The 14,950-nt window shown below is 59.9% G+C and carries 11 protein-coding genes; all 11 read right to left on the minus strand.

Annotated features, from left to right (window positions below):
- Positions 1 to 79 precede the first annotated feature (79 nt).
- The 11 genes from narI to SSARUM2_RS14490 all read right to left on the minus strand — a co-directional run bounded on the left by narI (position 80) and on the right by SSARUM2_RS14490 (position 14,950).
- On the minus strand, positions 80 to 757 hold the full coding sequence (gene narI / locus SSARUM2_RS14440; RefSeq protein WP_025303199.1) for a respiratory nitrate reductase subunit gamma: 678 nt from the start codon (positions 755 to 757) through the stop codon (positions 80 to 82).
- A 2-nt stretch (positions 758 to 759) separates the two neighbouring features.
- Positions 760 to 1,482, minus strand: coding sequence for a nitrate reductase molybdenum cofactor assembly chaperone (gene narJ, locus SSARUM2_RS14445; RefSeq protein WP_060438561.1), 723 nt, complete (start codon positions 1,480 to 1,482; stop codon positions 760 to 762).
- On the minus strand, positions 1,479 to 3,023 hold the full coding sequence (gene narH / locus SSARUM2_RS14450; RefSeq protein WP_049234802.1) for a nitrate reductase subunit beta: 1,545 nt from the start codon (positions 3,021 to 3,023) through the stop codon (positions 1,479 to 1,481). Before narH ends, narJ begins: the two co-directional genes overlap by 4 nt.
- Complete coding sequence (locus SSARUM2_RS14455; protein ID WP_060452576.1) at positions 3,020 to 6,781, minus strand: nitrate reductase subunit alpha; 3,762 nt, start codon at positions 6,779 to 6,781, stop codon at positions 3,020 to 3,022. Before SSARUM2_RS14455 ends, narH begins: the two co-directional genes overlap by 4 nt.
- 292 nt (positions 6,782 to 7,073) lie before the next feature.
- Positions 7,074 to 8,942, minus strand: coding sequence for a carbohydrate-binding protein CenC (locus tag SSARUM2_RS14460; protein WP_225369031.1), 1,869 nt, complete (start codon positions 8,940 to 8,942; stop codon positions 7,074 to 7,076).
- A 2-nt stretch (positions 8,943 to 8,944) separates the two neighbouring features.
- Positions 8,945 to 9,688 carry a glycosyltransferase family 2 protein gene (locus tag SSARUM2_RS14465; protein WP_033634927.1) on the minus strand — a complete coding sequence of 248 codons (744 nt, stop codon included), beginning with the start codon at positions 9,686 to 9,688 and terminating at the stop codon, positions 8,945 to 8,947.
- Between the two features lie 7 nt (positions 9,689 to 9,695).
- Positions 9,696 to 10,751: a glycosyltransferase family 4 protein gene (locus SSARUM2_RS14470; RefSeq protein WP_033653670.1), complete on the minus strand. Its 1,056-nt coding sequence runs from the start codon at positions 10,749 to 10,751 to the stop codon at positions 9,696 to 9,698.
- Position 10,752: 1 nt separating this feature from the next.
- On the minus strand, positions 10,753 to 11,658 hold the full coding sequence (locus SSARUM2_RS14475; RefSeq protein ID WP_033647723.1) for a glycosyltransferase family A protein: 906 nt from the start codon (positions 11,656 to 11,658) through the stop codon (positions 10,753 to 10,755).
- A gap of 3 nt (positions 11,659 to 11,661) precedes the next feature.
- Positions 11,662 to 12,816 (minus strand): hypothetical protein, encoded by a 1,155-nt coding sequence (locus SSARUM2_RS14480; protein WP_060438558.1) that lies wholly within the window; start codon positions 12,814 to 12,816, stop codon positions 11,662 to 11,664.
- Positions 12,817 to 12,822: 6 nt separating this feature from the next.
- Complete coding sequence (locus SSARUM2_RS14485; RefSeq protein WP_033647726.1) at positions 12,823 to 13,671, minus strand: ATP-grasp fold amidoligase family protein; 849 nt, start codon at positions 13,669 to 13,671, stop codon at positions 12,823 to 12,825.
- Positions 13,652 to 14,950 carry a flippase gene (locus tag SSARUM2_RS14490; RefSeq protein ID WP_039565578.1) on the minus strand — a complete coding sequence of 433 codons (1,299 nt, stop codon included), beginning with the start codon at positions 14,948 to 14,950 and terminating at the stop codon, positions 13,652 to 13,654. The genes SSARUM2_RS14485 and SSARUM2_RS14490 overlap by 20 nt, the downstream gene beginning before the upstream one ends.

A 14,950-nucleotide genomic window follows, 5' to 3' on the forward strand; every position in this document is an offset into this window, starting at 1 on the left:
CGGCGAGAATGGGCAGACGGCAGGGGAATTATCGGAATAGCGCCGCCGCTGGCGATCGGCGGCGGCGGCGGGGTCAGGCTCAGCGGCGGTTGCGCACCAGCTGGTAACGGCGGGTCAGATACTCTACCGGCGCACTCCAGATATGCACCAGGCGGCAGAACGGGAACAGCACGAACAGCGTCATGCCCAGCACCATGTGCAGTTTGAAGATAATCGCCACGCCTTCCAGGTGCGCAGAGGCGCCGGCGTGGAACGTCACCACCGCCTGTGCCCAGGCCACCAGCTTCATCATTTCGCTACCGTCCATATGCTGGGCGGAGAACGGAATGGTCAGCAGGCCGAGGCACACCTGCACCACCAGCAACGTCAGGATCATGATGTCGGCGAAGCTGCTGGTGGCGCGCACCCGCGGATTGGTCAACCGGCGCTTCAGCAACAGCGCACCGCCGATTAGCGTCATCAGGCCGCAGGCGCCGCCGGCGATCATCGCCAGCTTCTGCTTCACGTCGATCGGCAGGAAAGCCTCATACATCCAGTGTGGCGTCAGCATGCCGAGGAAATGGCCCGCGAAGATGCCGATAATGCCGATGTGAAACAGGTTGGACGCCAGCCGCATGCCCTTTTTATCCAGCATCTGGCTGGAGCCGGCGCGCCAGCTGTACTGCCCGTAGTCGTAACGCAACCAGCTGCCGATCAGGAATACCGCGCCGGCCAGATAAGGGTAAATATCGAAGAAGAACTGATTCAAAAATTGCATGATTAGCGTCCTTTGGTTCCGGTTAACGCATCCGTCAGGTCCAGATACTGTGGCGCCACCGCGCCGGCGAAGCGCCGCTGGTGCGCCGTCTGCTGGGCGGAGGCGCAGCCCTGTTCGCCGAGAAACTTGACCTGCTCCTCTTCCCACACCGCATCCAGCGCCTGCGGCGTATCGTCGCGCGCCTCTTGCGCCACCTGGGTTTCCAGCGCCTGAGCCTGCACCTCGCTGCCGGACAGCAATAGCAGCAGATCGAACAGCACCGCGTACGGGCTTTCTCGCTGTTGCAGGCGCGCGCCCAGCAGCGCCAGGATCGGCGCGATGTCCTGCAGCCCTTCCCGCGCCTGCGCCGCGCTGCGGCTGGCCAGATACTCCAGGTACAGCGGCAGGAAATCCGGTAGCTCGCGGCTGTCGATCTCCAGTCCGGCGGCGCGGTACTGCGCCATCAGATCGACCATCGCCTGGCCGCGATCGCGCGACTCGCCGTGCACGTGCTCAAACAGCAGCAGCGAGGTGGCGCGGCCGCGATCGAACAGCTCGCAATAGTCGGCCTGCGCGTCCAGCAGCGGGCGGGCGCACAGGCGGCGGATAAACAGAATCAGCTGCGCGCTGTGGTGCAGATCCAGCTCGCTGGCCGGCTCCAGCGCCTCAATCAGCGCCTGCTGATGGTCAAACAGGACCTGCTCCGGGTAATCCAGCAGGCGGGCGATCACTTTCAGGCTGATCATGAGGCATCCTCCGGCCGCGCGGTTTTCGCGGTCACGTCGATGGCGTCGATGCGGCGGCTGTTGAACAGGTTGAACTTGCCGTCGCTGCCGTGGCAGCCGTCGCCGAAGCTGAAACCGCAGCCTTTGCTTTCAGGGAAGGCTTCGCGCGCCAGCTCGCGGTGGCTCGACGGCACCACGAAGCGATCTTCATAGTTGGCGATCGCCAGGTAGCGATACATCTCCCGCGCCTGCGCTTCGCTCAACCCGACCTGCTCCAGCGCGCTGGTGTCCACCACGCCGTCGACGGTTTCCGCCCGCTTGTAGTGGCGCATCGCCAGCATGCGCTTCAGCGCCAGCAGCACCGGTTCGGTATCGCCGGCGGTCAACAGGTTCGCCAGATACTGCACCGGAATGCGCAGGCTCTCGACGTCCGGCAGCACGCCGCTGTGCGCCAGCTCGCCGGCGTCGGCGGCGGACTGAATCGGCGACAACGGCGGCACGTACCAGACCATCGGCAGCGTGCGGTATTCCGGGTGCAGCGGCAGCGCCAGTTTCCAGTCCATCGCCATTTTGTACACCGGCGACTGCTGGGCGGCTTCAATGACGCCCTGCGGCACGCCGTCCGCCAGCGCCTGAGCAATCACCTTCGGGTCATGCGGATCGAGGAAGATGTCGAGCTGGCTCTGATACAGATCCTTGTCGTTCTCCACCGCCGCCGCCTGCTCGATGCGGTCGGCATCGTACAGCAGCACGCCGAGGTAGCGAATGCGGCCCACGCAGGTCTCCGAACACACCGTTGGCTGCCCGGCTTCGATGCGCGGGTAGCAGAAGATGCACTTCTCGGACTTGCCGCTCTTCCAGTTGAAGTAGATTTTCTTGTACGGGCAGCCGGTCAGGCACATGCGCCAGCCGCGGCACTTGTCCTGGTCGATCAGCACAATACCGTCTTCGCCGCGCTTGTAGATCGCCCCGCTCGGGCAGGTGGCGACGCAGGCCGGGTTGAGGCAGTGCTCGCACAGGCGCGGCAGGTACATCATGAAGGTGTTTTCGAACTGGCCGTACATCGCCTTCTGCAGGTTGTCGAAATTCTTGTCCTGCGAGCGTTTTTCGAACTCCCCGCCGAGGATCTCCTCCCAGTTCGGGCCGCTTTCGATCTTGTTCATGCGCTGGCCGGTGATCAGCGAGCGCGGGCGGGCCACCGGCTGGTGCTTGCCCTGTTTGGCGGTGTGCAGATGCTGGTAGTCGTAATCGAACGGCTCGTAGTAGTCGTCCAGCGCCGGCACGTCCGGGTTGGCGAAGATTTTCGCCAGTACGCCGACGCGGTTGCCCATGCGCGGTTCCAGCTTGCCGTTGATTTTACGGATCCAGCCGCCCTTCCATTTTTCCTGATCTTCCCAGGCGTGCGGATACCCGACGCCGGGCTTGCTTTCCACGTTATTGAACCAGGCGTATTCCATACCTTCACGGCTGGTCCAGACGTTCTTGCAGGTGACCGAACAGGTGTGGCAACCGATGCACTTGTCCAGATTCAGCACCATGCCGACTTGCGAACGAATTTTCATTTGCTGTTCTCCTGCTGACTGCCCTGCGCGTAGTCGTTGCCTTCGTCGTCCAACCAATCAATGCGGTTCATCTTGCGCACCACCACGAACTCGTCGCGGTTGGAGCCGACGGTGCCGTAGTAGTTGAAGCCGTAGGCCAGCTGCGCATAGCCGCCGATCATGTGGGTCGGCTTCGGACAGGCGCGGGTCACCGAGTTGTGGATGCCGCCGCGCTGGCTGGTGATCTCCGAGCCCGGCAGGTTCACGATGCGCTCCTGCGCGTGGTACATCATGGTCATGCCGGCCGGGATACGCTGGCTGACCACCGCGCGCGCCGTCAGCGCGCCGTTGGCGTTGAAGGCCTCGATCCAGTCGTTGTCCGCGATGCCCAGATCTTTGGCGTCGTCTTCGCTCAGCCAGACGATCGGGCCGCCGCGCGACAGCGTCAGCATCAACAGGTTGTCGCTGTAGGTGGAGTGAATACCCCACTTCTGGTGCGGCGTCAGGAAGTTCAGCGCCTTCTCCTTGTTGCCGTTCGGTTTGCTGTTGAGCAACGGCTGCGCGGCGCGGGTGTCGATCGGCGGCCGGTATACCAGCAGGCTTTCACCGAAGGCGCGCATCCACTCGTGATCCTGATACAGCTGTTGACGGCCGCTGAGGGTGCGCCACGGGATCAGCTCATGCACGTTGGTATAGCAGGCGTTGTAGGATACGTGTTCGTCCTCCAGACCGGACCAGGTCGGGCTGGAGATGATTTTGCGCGGCTGCGCCTGAATGTCGCGGAAGCGAATTTTCTCGTCTTCCTTGTTCAGCGCCAGATGGCGGTGATCGCGGCCGGTGACGTTGCTCAGGGCCTCCCAGGCTTTTACCGCCACCTGGCCGTTGGTTTCCGGCGCCAGCGACAGGATCACTTCCGCCGCGTCTATCGCGCTCTCGATCTTCGGCCGCCCCGCCGCCGGGCCGTCGGCCTTGACGTAGTTAAGCTGCTTGAGGAAGTCGACCTCGGTTTGGGTGTTCCAGCTGATGCCCTTGCCGCCGTTGCCCAGTTTGTCCAACAGCGGCCCCAGCGAGGTGAAGCGCTCGTAGGTGGCCGGGTAATCGCGCTCCACCGCGATGATGTGCGGCGCGGTTTTGCCCGGGATCAGATCGCATTCGCCTTTCTTCCAGTCCTGCACGCCGTAAGGCTGCGCCAGTTCGGCGGCGGAATCGTGCTGGATAGGCAGGGTCACCACGTCGGTTTCCTGGCCCAGATGGCCAACGCACACCTCGGAGAAGGCCTTGGCGATGCCCTTGTAGATCTCCCAGTCGCTCTTCGAATCCCAGGCCGGATCGACCGCCGCCGACAGCGGATGGATGAACGGGTGCATGTCGGAGGTGTTCATGTCGTCTTTTTCATACCAGGTGGCGGTCGGCAGCACCACGTCGGAGTACAGGCAGGTGCTCGACATGCGGAAATCGAGCGTCACCACCAGATCCAGCTTGCCTTCGCCGCCCTGCTCACGCCATTCCACTTCCTGCGGCTTCACGCCGCCCTGCTGGCCGAGATCTTTCCCCTGAATGCCGTTTTCGGTGCCCAACAGGTATTTGAGCATGTACTCATGGCCCTTGCCGGAGGAGCCCAGCAGGTTGGAGCGCCAGACGAACAGGTTGCGCGGGAAGTTCTGCGGATTGTCCGGCTGCTCGGCGGCGAAGCCCAGCGAGCCGTTTTTCAGGCTGTCGACGGTGAACTCGACCGGCGACTGACCGGCCGCGCGGGCCTGCTCCGCCAGGCGCAGCGGGTTAGTGCCCAGCTGCGGCGCCGACGGCAGCCAGCCCATGCGCTCGGCGCGCACGTTGAAGTCGATCAGGCTGCCGCCGAAGCGCGATTTGTCCGCCAGCGGCGACAGCAACTCGTCGGTGCCGACGGTTTCATAGCGCCATTGGCTGGAATGGTTGTAGAAGAACGAGGTGCTGTTCATGTGGCGCGGCGGGCGCTGCCAGTCGAGGCCGAACGCCAGCGGCAGCCAGCCGGTTTGCGGCCGCAGTTTTTCCTGGCCGACGTAGTGCGCCCAGCCGCCGCCGCTCTGGCCGACGCAACCGCAGAAGATCAGCATATTGATCAGGCCGCGGTAGGTCATGTCCATGTGATACCAGTGGTTGACGCCGGCGCCGACGATGATCATCGAACGGCCGTGGGTCTTCTCGGCGTTTTCCGCGAACTCGCGGGCAATGCGGATGATGTTGTGGCGCGACACGCCGGTGATCTGCTCGGCCCAGGCCGGGCTGTAGGCCTTGACTTCGTCATAGTCGGCGGCGCAGTTGGCGTCACCCAACCCGCGCTCGAGGCCGTAGTTGGCAAGCGTCAGGTCGTACACGCTGGTCACCAGCGCTTCGCTGCCGTCCGCCAGCTGCAGGCGTTTCACTGGCAGTTTGTGCAGCAGGATCTCGTCCAGCGCCACGCTGTTGAAATGCTCGCTGTCGGCGCCGCCGAAGTACGGGAAGCCCACCTCGGCAACATCGTCATGCATGCCCAACAGGCTGAGCTGCAGCTCGACTTCCTGTTGCGACTTGCCCTCGCGCTGTTCCAGGTTCCACTTGCCCTTCTCGCCCCAGCGGAAGCCGATGGAGCCCTGCGGCGCCACCAGATCGCCGCTGCGGCTGTCGATAGCGACGGTTTTCCACTCGGGGTTGTTTTCCTGGCCCAGTCCGTCCACCAAATCGGCGGCGCGCAGCAGGCGGCCGGCGGCGTAATGGCCGCCTTCACGCGCTTCCAGCAGCACCAGCATCGGCATGTCGGTATAGCGGCGCACGTAGTCGCGGAAGTAGCCGACTTCGCGATCGAGATGGAACTCTTTCAGCATCACGTGGCCCATCGCCAGCGCCATCGCACTGTCGGTGCCCTGCTTCGGATTCAGCCAGTGGTCGCACAGCTTGGCGACTTCGGCATAGTCCGGCGTCACCGCCACGGTTTTGGTGCCCTTGTAACGCACTTCGGTAAAGAAGTGGGCGTCCGGGGTGCGCGTCTGCGGCACGTTGGAGCCCCAGGCGATAATGTAGGAGGAGTTGTACCAGTCGGCGGATTCCGGCACGTCGGTCTGCTCGCCCCAGGTCATCGGCGAGGCCGGCGGCAGATCGCAATACCAGTCGTAGAAGCTCAGGCAGGCGCCGCCGATCAGCGACAGGTAGCGGGCGCCGGCGGCGTAGGACACCATCGACATCGCCGGGATCGGCGAGAAGCCGATGATACGGTCCGGGCCGAAGGTTTTGGCGGTATAGACGTTGGCTGCGGCGATCAGTTCATTGACCTCCTGCCAGCTGGAGCGGACGAAACCGCCGCGGCCGCGCGCCACCTTGTAGCTTTTGGCTTTTTCCGCATCGCCGACGATAGAGCCCCAGGCCGCGACCGGATCGCTGTGCTGCGCTTTCGCCTCGCGCCACAGCTTGAGCAGACGCTTGCGCATCAGCGGGTATTTCAGCCGGTTGGCGCTGTACAGGTACCAGGAGTAGCTGGCGCCGCGCGGGCAGCCGCGCGGTTCATGGTTGGGCAGATCGGGGCGGGTGCGCGGGTAGTCGGTTTGCTGGGTTTCCCAGGTCACCAGGCCATTCTTCACGTAGATCTTCCAACTGCAGGAACCGGTGCAGTTCACGCCGTGGGTGGAACGCACCACTTTGTCGTGCTGCCAACGGCTGCGGTAGCCGTCTTCCCAGTCGCGGTTGGTGTTCAAGGTCTGGCCGTGATCGCCAGAAAAAGGCTCCGCCAACTGCTTGAAATAGCGGAAACGGTCTAAAAATTTGCTCATCCGGAATGCTCCTGAAGGCTCTTGTCGTTATAAGAAGACATGCTCAATCTGCCGCCAGCCTACTGACGGCCAATCGGCGGCAAATTGATTGCGATCAAGAGAAAGCGGGAGGCGATACACGCGCCGGGTGAGAAATACCACCAAAGTATAGGTGCGATAAACGAGATTAATATGTTGAATTTAAATGAATAAATCAGGAGTGGAAGACAGAGGCTGACGGGCGGGAGGCAAGATGGGGTATTTGGGGGTAGGACGCGGGAGAAACCTCCCGCGTAACGCTAACTCGACGCATTCAGCGTTGGAGCCACAGCGTCGCGGTGCCCACGGCGGGCAACGCCAGCTGGATCTCCGTCCCCCCTTCCTGCTGCCGCCAGCCCGCCGGAAGGCGCAATCGGGTGCTTCCCTCTCGATAGTAAGGGTTGGCTACCAGCAGCAAGGCGCGATCGCCCAGAACAAACATCCGCGCCGGCATTTGAGAGTTGCTTCCCGCCAGCGGCGTCGATTTTCCCGTCAGCAGATAAGGGGTGAAGGCGGCGATTTGCTGCGACACGGCGGCCACACCGCGCCAGGTGGCGTCAAACTCCCGTTGGTCGAAGCGGCCGGTTTTACGCTTGTAAAACAGATCGGTATAGGAATAAAACAACAGCCCCTTGGCGCCGCCGATCAGCGCCTGCCAGGCCTGATTGCGGATTTCCGCCTCTGACGGCGGATGTGGCTTGCGGCGGGCGTCATAAGCGGCGTGATCCATGATTTGCATCACCACCCAGGCCCCGCGCGATTGGCGGGCGGCCTGCACCGTCAGTTCGGTATAACGCGTGGTGCGCGTCAGATCGCGATCGTTCCCCACCGGGTAAGGGTCGGTCGCCAAAATGTCGCTGCTGTTGAAGTGAGCGTCCAACTCCCCGGTTTTGTTCAACACCTGGAAGGTAGGATGATCGCCGTCAAGCCGCTTTATTTGCAGGTTTTTTTCCTCGATCTTATCGAGATATTCCGGCCCCAGCTCATCGTTGATGTACCAGGCGAGCAGGTTGGGCTGAGAGCGCAAGCGCTGCACGTACCAGGCCGTCATCGCCGCGTAATCGCCGCCGCGCACGGCCGGCGCGAAGCGGCTGCCGCGGTACTGATCTTTGACGGAGTAAATGACCAGCAGCCCGCGCTGGCGTGCGTTGCGGAAAAAGGCGTAAGGGTCTTTCTTCTCCCCATAATCATAATTCAGCACCGTGTTGAATCCCGCCGATGCGATGCGCGCCAAATGCTCATCGGTCGCCACGTTGGCGTAAATACCCAACGGGAAAAGCCGTTGACCGTCGCGCAGGGTAAAGCCTTCGCTGTCGATCGCCACTTTGGCCGCAGGCTGCCCGACGCGAAAAGACAGCTCGCTGTCCGGTGCCGGCCGGGATTGCTGCCCGGTGACCTGCTGACGCAGGCGGTATTCGCCCTGGGCCAGGCCGGCCGGCAGTGGGTATTCGATACGGCGCTGCCCTTCAACCTGATAACGGTCGCGGCTACGGTGAACAACCTGCCCCTCGGCATTGAGCAATTCGCTGTCGACCTGCAAACGCTGCGGCTGCGAAGTGACGACCAGCGTGTCGACCTTCCCCTGCGCCGACGCGCCGAGCTGATACAACGCAGGCGTAGGCGCTCGAGCACACGCATAGGCGTCGTCAAACCAGGCGGTACCGGTGCTCCCCTTGCGCAGATAAACGCCAAACGTGATTCGCGCCGCCTGCGGCGGCACGGTATAGCTGGCGTTCACCTGCCGCCAGCCGCTGTCGCCGGTCACCCCAGCCGGATAGCTGCCCTCCAGAAAGCGCCCCTGCGCATCAAAGCTCTGCAGATAAACCCCGGCGCCGCCGTCGCGGCTTTGCCCGCGTACGCCGCGGGTCTTGAGCCAGACGCCAAAATCGATCGTCTGTCCGGGCGCAACCTGCAGCGCCTGGTTGAAGGTGCGGTACTGCGCGGCATCTGCATTGTCATAGCGCAAACTGCCATTGCCGCTGTGCGTATCGCCGTCGGCCTGCGCGCCCTGCGCTCGCCAGCCGCCGAGCCCCTGCTCAAAGCCGGGGTTGGCCAACAGATTGGGTTGGCAGCTCTGCGCCAGAGCCGAAGCGCCCCAAAAGGCGCAACAGCCCAGAACCACCCTCTGATACATCCCCCTCATGGTCATTTCCTTTTCACCACGGCATTGAACAGATAGGTGGCGAACAGATAGCAGGATTTCTGATAAGACAGCCCCAAATGCTGACGGTAAATCCGCCATTGCCAGTCAGCGGCGCGGATTTTGTTGCCCGACAGCGAATGGGTAGACAATCGATAACAGGCCAGCGGTTCGGGAATGCAGTAGGCCAGGCCGTTACGCGCCTTCTGCAGCACCGCCAGCCACATCAAATAGTCCTCATGACCCACTTTTTGCTGATACACCTTGCCGATGCGCTTTTGGTTGTAGATGCCGGTGAGATTGCCGATCCAGTTGCTTTTCAACATGTCCTGATAGCCGATAAGCTCTTCCGCGCCACGGGTGTTTTTGATCAATTTCAGGTCGTCTTCGAAGGTGTAGTAATGGGAACACACCACGTCGTAGCGGCGGGTTTGCAAAATGCTCGCCTGGCGCGACAGCTTGTTGGGGAGCCATACGTCATCGCTGTCGCAGAAGGCGATATAGTCGCCGTTCGCCGCCTCAATGCCGATGTTGCGCGTTTCCGCCACGCCCTGATTATGCTCATTGCGTATATAGGTGAGGCGATCGTGGATAAACGGCCGCACCACCTCGGCAGTATCGTCGGTGGACGCATCATCGATCACATACAGGTGATAATCGGTAAATCGCTGGTTCAGCACGCCTAGAATCGACTCTTTGATAGAGTTCGCGGCATTGTAGGCCGGCATGATTACGGATATCTTTTCCATTTTGTCCTCACTCGGTGAGCTGTTGCCACTGGGGATAAATACGTTCGGGAGAAAAACGGCGAGACTTCTCTAACGCGGCGACAGAAAAGTGCTCGCGCAAACCCGGATCGAGCATCAGTTTGATCACCCCTTCGCTGAAGGCGGCGGCGTCGTCATCGGGCACCAGATAGCCGTTGACGCCGTCGTCTATCAACTCGGCCGGGCCGGTCTTGCAGTCGTAGGCCACCAGCGGCAGGCCGAAACTCATGGCTTCGATCAGCACCATCGGCAATCCCTCATAGCGAGAGGTCATCAAATACAGGCTGGCCTGGCGATAATAGTCCGCCACGTCGGCGGTGGCCGGCAGCAGACTCACCTGCCGCGCCAGCCCGGCGTCTTCAATCTGCCGCCGCAGCGCATCGCGCTCCGGGCCGTCGCCAATAATCAGCAGCCGCCAATCCGGCACCTGCGCCGCCACCCCTCGCCACAGCGCGATCAGACGATCGAAGCCCTTCTGATTGCTCAAGCGCCCCACCGCCAGCGCCACCTTTTGCTGCAGCGCCGGCGTTGGCGCCTGTGCGCGGAACGGCGAAACGTTCTCGATCACCCGACATTTCCCGGCCCCCACCCAGCGAGCGATGGCGTCGCTATCTTGCCGCGTCAGGAAAATCACGCGATCGCTCAGCCGGTAAACCAGCAACTTCAGCCACTTAAATACGCGCGGATACTGGTGAAAGCTGACGTGCTCACTCAACAGCAGCCGGCTGCGGGCACAGAACAAACGCAGGAAAGGCGTCATCACCACCGACAGTTTCCCCATGGAAACGGTAATGATCACGTCCGCGCGTTCACGCCGCAGCGCGAACGCCAGCCGCCACGGCCAGAACAGCGAATCGCCACCGCCGCAGCGCAACCGGACGTCGCTCGCCAGCGGAAAGAAGCTCCGCTCGCCAAACAGCGAAAACACCGCGACCTCGTAACCCGGCAAACGCGCCAGCGCATTGGCCAAACCGCTGGCGACCCGTTCAGTACCGCCCTTGCCCGCCATATTTTCGATAACGATGATTATCTTGCGTGGTTGCATGTCATCTCCTGAATCCCTGGCGCACGTTGCGCAGCAGCCGGCCGCCAACCGAGAACAACCCCAACCGCGCCAGACAATCGCCATACCATTTGATCATCTTGAACTTGCCGCTCAGGCTGTGCCGCACGATGCGCGACGAGTAATAATTGAACGCCTGGGCGTTTTCCGAATACAGCGAGGCCAGCAGATGCTTACAGGCGAATCCGCTGATATGGCGATCGCTGGGGCTGAGGAAGGTATTGATAAAGCGGTCGCTGGCCTCCAGATTAAGCTTCGCCGTCATGCGCCCATAGCGCCCCACGTCGAGAAACACCCCGCCGCCGGCGTCATGCGCCACTTGCGCGCCCAAATTGGTGGCGTTGACCAGAAAACCCCAATCCTGATGCTTGTTGAGAAACTCGGGAAATAAAAAGCGGCGATCGCTTTTTTTACGCATGCTGATGGTGGATGACCGAATATCGCCCATTTCCAGAAAAAGAAAATCTTCGCCGGAAGAACCGGATTTGTAGTGGAAGTTGAAGTCGCGTACCGAATCGCCGCTCACCTCCGCATAGTTGCCGAAGATAATATCAATCTGGCGATCTTCATGCTTCTTCATGCGGCGAATAATATAGTTGGTCGTGAAGTAATCATCGGAGTCGAGGAAAAACACGATCTCCGATTGCGCTAACTTGGTGCCTAAGTTGCGCGATACCGCCGCATTGCTCTTCTGTTTTTTCTCATGCAGCATCACATTGCTATTGGTCGCCGCTATCTGGCGGATAGATTTGATGTCATCCTCGTCAGAGCAATCATCAACCAAAATCACCTGATAGTCGAACCCTTGGCAAGCGTTGAAAATTCGCTTCAGCGTTTTAGGCAGGTAGCGCGAACTATTATAAATAGGGATCACGATAGAGAAATCCATTTCTTAACCCTCCAGCTTAGAATTTATTATTTCTTTTCCACGGCAAAGCAACAATAACGACACGTTAAATACCGGGACCAAAAAATAGGTTTCCGTCAAGGTTGTTAACAGGAAAACCACCACCACCCAGCGCATGAATCGACTCAGCCTGCGCATATTGCCCAACAAGTGAAAATAACAAAAAAGCATGACGACAGAGGCGATGCCACCGGCCGAATAAAACATGGCGATGAAGAAGAAATCGACTGGCTTATACGGCTCTATATTCATGCCGAACAGCGGATTGGGTAGCCCCACCGCCTGAAACATCTGCCAGGAGAACCAGATCCGGCCGGTCAGCGCCTGGTTCAAGATCACGTCCAATGCCGGATTGTTCCCCCAGCGTATAACGCTGGCGAATTGAAAGCCTACAATGACCAACGTCAGCGCGATGCAGACTTTTCTGTTGGGGGCGACACGCAGCAGCGGCGCCAGCCAAAACAGCAGCAGCATCAACAACGCCAGCATAAAACAGGTGCGAGAATAGGAATACATCAGCACCGGGAGAATTAACGCCGATACCGCCAACGAAGCGATATTTTTCATTCCACGCGTTAATTTCGCATGGTCGATCAGGCACAGCAGTGTGGCGAACAAGGCAAAAGAATAATACGCCAGGGTATTCGGGTTATCGAACCCCAGCGTTAATCTGTTGCCATAGCGTTCATCAAGGTAAACAAACCCATCAGTGTAAAAGGTATAGGGAATAACCACCAGCAACCCTGCCACCACAAAGGTGATGGCAAACATTTCAGCGCCACGCCCCATTTCGATACGACGAAATAAAATTATCACCGCCGTGCTGAATACCGCACCAAACAGATAATCACCATGCCCGGTGGCAATATTCATAAGAAACAGCATAACCAAAAAACCCGCAACCGCCTTTTCCGCCAGCGTAGCGATAAAAAATGCATAGCCAACATAGAGCAACATCAGGCCATTCAGCCCCAGCACGGCTTTATTAATCAGCTCGCTGTTGAACGATCCCGAGGTCAGGAAGGTTTTCACGAAAAACATCAGCAGGAAGGTCAATACGATGGATTGATTGATCAAATCCCGCGACTGATTATAACCGGCATTGGCATGCATTTGAAAATTGGAGGCGACTCTTTGCATAAGCGTTTACTCAGTAAAATAACTGCCCCATTCCTGCTCAATGTTTTTCGGCATCAGCTTGCTTAGCCCCGCACCAGGCGTAAACGTCAACTCACCGAAATACACCTTCTCGCCGACCTGGTAGAAATCCACGCGCACATAAGAGAACTGCTGCGCCGTCTGGCGAGCCAAACGTATCATTTCATCCAGCCGCGTAGGGCGCGGCATCGGTTCGTCGGCATTGGGCAAGCTGATGCGGATTTCGGTGCGGTTCCAGTCGACATCAAAAATATCGCGCCGATGGGTGCCGAAGCGCTGATAATCCACCTGGATGAACATGCGAATTTCATGATTGTCGTTGAAACAATGAAACTTGATATCGTTCGGCACCTGTTCGCCATCCAGCAACATGCGCTCCACCATGATGCAGGGTTCGATATCCAGATAATGCTTTTCGCGACTCTGCTCATAAAAGTTACTGCGCATCCACGCGTTGCTGAGATCGTACAACTCCGCGTAGCTAACCTGCCGCTTGTCGAACACCAACCGGTTATAACCGCTGCCGTGGTTGGCCTTCAGCACAAAGGCGTTGGGCAATTGCCTGAACATGTCGTAGCTGAGTTCAGTGCCATGCGCATACAGCTCCACCAGGTACTCCTCGCCCCACAGACCGGCGATAAATTCACGTACCTTGAACTTGTCCGACAAGGTGGTGTAGATGCTGCGCGGGTAAATTTTGCGGCGCATGATCTTTTCGCTGAAGCCGGTCGGTTTTGACAGGTGCGGCAGCTTCTTGAAATAGAGCGCGTATTTAACCTGATGGTGCCAGGCATCGGGCAGGCGCTTGGAAATGTTTTTAACCAGGATGTTTAACATGCTCTCTCCTTAATTTGCTGACAAGACGCGGCAGGCAGTAAAAACAGGTCAGCTGCAGTCGGGTAATTTTTCCGCCACGGAATAAACTGTTCAGCACGAAGAACGAAATGAATTCCGCCAGCAGCGTAGACACCGCCGCGCCGATCAGGCCATAGCGCGGGATCAGCAGCAGATTCATCACCACGTTCGCCACAGCCACCAACGGCATCTTGATGGCAATAAAGCGATAGCCGGCGAACAGCACGATGCTGCGGTACGAAACCGTCCCCATGACCGAAAACAGCGAGGTCAGCGTACAAATAGCCAGGATGCTGGCGGCCGGTTGGAAAGCGGCGCCGTACAGCAGCGCAATGGCCGGGTGGGCGAACCACCACAGGCCCAGCAACACCGGCAACGACAGGCCCAGGACCACCAGATAAAGCACCCGGATACGGTACTCCTGCTCCAACGGATCGCGGCAGCTGGCAATGCCCGGCATCAACGAGGTGATCAGCGCCATCGGCACGAAAACCCAGCCTTGGCTAAGGGTGGTGGCGGCGCTGAACCAGCCTACCGCCTGTTCGCCGACCAGATTGCCCAGCATGATTTGATCGATGCGGGTATAGATCACTATCGACAGGCTGGAGATGGCCAACGGCAGCCCCACCTTTAGCAAGTAACGGCCGTAGCGCCTGGCCTGGCGCGGCGTAACCCGCGGCGAGGCCGCAGCTTCCCCACGGAATAACCAGAGGCGCACCAGGTAAGGCACGGCGCTGCTGAGGATGTAGGGTACCGCGAACCACACCAGCGGCAGCGCGGCGCTCACCAGCGCCAGCCGCAGCCCGATCGACAGCAGCAGCGCCAGGTTGTTGATCAGCGTATTGCGTTTCGACTGCAGGCGGGCATCGTAATAAATCTTGTACACGTCCTGAATCGAGAAATAGGCGCTGACAAGCAGCAACAGCGTCATCAGTTGGCTGGCGGGCGTTTGGCTGAAATAGCTCCATATCAGTATCGGCAGCGCCACCACCAGGAACAGCCGGCGGCGCAGGCGTATTGACGCCAGCATCAGGCGAATGCCGCTCGGCTGTCGGCGGGCGACGCGGTTGAAAATGATGCTGTCGGCGCCCAACTGCACCAGTGGCACCACGATGGCGATCGTCGCCAACAGATAGTTGAGCGCGCCAAACTGCGCGGGCCCCAGATAGCGCGCAACGTAAATGGAGACGAAGATGCCGGACAGGCTGAGCGAAACGCGTTCGAGCATCAGCCACAGGGCATTGGTGATAATGGCCTTCAC

Source organism: Serratia sp. K-E0102 (genome assembly GCF_029962625.1).
In the GTDB taxonomy this organism is placed as follows: domain Bacteria; phylum Pseudomonadota; class Gammaproteobacteria; order Enterobacterales; family Enterobacteriaceae; genus Serratia; species Serratia sarumanii.

What these genes read in the sequence shown, in the direction of transcription:
- SSARUM2_RS14475 (WP_033647723.1), bottom strand. Translation starts at nt 11,658, where the DNA reads ATGGATTTCTCTATCGTGATCCCTATTTATAATAGTTCGCGCTACCTG.
- SSARUM2_RS14470 (WP_033653670.1), bottom strand. Translation starts at nt 10,751, where the DNA reads ATGCAACCACGCAAGATAATCATCGTTATCGAAAATATGGCGGGCAAG.
- narI (WP_025303199.1), bottom strand. Translation starts at nt 757, where the DNA reads ATGCAATTTTTGAATCAGTTCTTCTTCGATATTTACCCTTATCTGGCC.
- SSARUM2_RS14485 (WP_033647726.1), bottom strand. Translation starts at nt 13,671, where the DNA reads ATGTTAAACATCCTGGTTAAAAACATTTCCAAGCGCCTGCCCGATGCC.
- SSARUM2_RS14460 (WP_225369031.1), bottom strand. Translation starts at nt 8,942, where the DNA reads ATGAGGGGGATGTATCAGAGGGTGGTTCTGGGCTGTTGCGCCTTTTGG.
- narH (WP_049234802.1), bottom strand. Translation starts at nt 3,023, where the DNA reads ATGAAAATTCGTTCGCAAGTCGGCATGGTGCTGAATCTGGACAAGTGC.
- SSARUM2_RS14465 (WP_033634927.1), bottom strand. Translation starts at nt 9,688, where the DNA reads ATGGAAAAGATATCCGTAATCATGCCGGCCTACAATGCCGCGAACTCT.
- SSARUM2_RS14455 (WP_060452576.1), bottom strand. Translation starts at nt 6,781, where the DNA reads ATGAGCAAATTTTTAGACCGTTTCCGCTATTTCAAGCAGTTGGCGGAG.
- SSARUM2_RS14480 (WP_060438558.1), bottom strand. Translation starts at nt 12,816, where the DNA reads ATGCAAAGAGTCGCCTCCAATTTTCAAATGCATGCCAATGCCGGTTAT.
- narJ (WP_060438561.1), bottom strand. Translation starts at nt 1,482, where the DNA reads ATGATCAGCCTGAAAGTGATCGCCCGCCTGCTGGATTACCCGGAGCAG.